The sequence below is a fragment of the Streptomyces sp. NPDC052052 genome (assembly GCF_040680455.1).
In the GTDB taxonomy this organism is placed as follows: Bacteria; Actinomycetota; Actinomycetes; order Streptomycetales; family Streptomycetaceae; genus Streptomyces.
The window spans coordinates 1-1,437 of sequence record NZ_JBFAWU010000065.1; the positions used below are offsets into that span (position 1 = coordinate 1).

A 1,437-nucleotide genomic window follows, 5' to 3' on the forward strand; every position below is an offset into this window, starting at 1 on the left:
ACTGCGCGAGCAGTCGGTGACCATGTTCCTGGAGCTGGGCCCCGACCCCGTCCTCACCGCCATGACCCGCGCCAGCCTCGGTGCCGACACCGAGGGGCCGGCCGTTGTCGCCGCGCTGCTCAACCGTCGCTACGACGAGGCCCGCACGGTCCTGCGGGCTCTCGCGGCGGCGTCCGCGGGCGGCGTTGACGTCGACTGGAGTCCTCTGCATGGCACCGGTCACGGCCGGCGTGTGCCCCTGCCCACCTACCCGTTCCAGCGCAAGCGCCACTGGATCGACACACTTGCTGCCGCACCCGGCACCGCGCAGGGCGCCACCGAGCGCCCGACGGCGGAAGCGGCGGACGTGGCAGAGGCGGAGGATGCCGAGGATCTCGACGACACCGGTCTCGCGGCACGCCTGCGCGGGCTGTCCGAGCGGCAGTGCGAGGAGCTCGTGCTCGGCCTGGTCGTCCGGCACACGGGCCGCATTCTCGGATACCGCCCCGACGAGATCATCGAACCGGCCCTGCCCTTCAAGGAGATCGGCCACACCTCCCTCACCTCCGTCGAGCTCAGAGACCTGCTCGTCGCAGACACCGGCCTCGCCCTGCCCGTATCCGCCGTCTACGACCATCCCACCCCCCTGCTCCTCGCCCGCCACATCGTCCGCGAGCTCCTGCCCACACCAGCCAACACGGCAGAACAGCAAACTCACGGGCGTCGCACAGCGGCTGACGAGCCACTCGCCGTCGTCGCCATGGGCTGCCGCTTTCCTGGCGGTGTCACGGCCCCTGAAGAGCTGTGGCAGATCCTGGAGGGCGGCGTCGACGCCGTCGGTGCGTTCCCCACGGACCGGGGTTGGGACCTCGACGCGCTGTACAACCCTGATCCGGAGGTCAGCGGCACCTCGTACACCCGACACGGCGGCTTCATCGACGATGTGGGCGGCTTCGACGCGGACTTCTTCGGCATCAGCCCCCGCGAGGCCGCCGCGATGGACCCGCAGCAGCGGCTGCTCCTGGAGACGTCGTGGGAGGCGATCGAGCGGGCCGGTATCGACCCGGCCACCCTGCACGGCACCGACACCGGCGTCTTTGTCGGCACCACCACCCAGGACTACGGCCCGCGCCTGCACGAACCGGCGGACGGCTACGAGGGCTATCTGCTCACCGGTAGCACCGCGAGTGTGGCGTCGGGCCGGATCGCTTACTCCCTGGGGTTCGAGGGTCCCGCGGTGACGGTGGACACGGCGTGCTCGTCGTCGTTGGTGGCGTTGCATCTGGCGGCGCAGGCGCTGCGCCAGGGCGAGTGCTCGCTCGCACTCGCGGGCGGTGCGACCATCATGGCGACCCCCGGAATGTTCGTGGAGTTCAGCCGCCAGCGGGGGCTCTCCCCGGATGGCCGGTGCAAGGCGTTCTCCGCCGCCGCGGACGGAACGGGCTGGGGCGAGGGTGT

Annotated in this window: 1 protein-coding gene; it reads left to right on the forward strand. The window is 71.3% G+C overall.

All coding sequences use genetic code 11. From position 1 onward, the window contains the following. On the forward strand, nucleotides 1-1,437 hold a 1,437-nt coding region (locus AB0L71_RS32655; protein WP_365250375.1), incomplete at both ends, for a beta-ketoacyl synthase N-terminal-like domain-containing protein.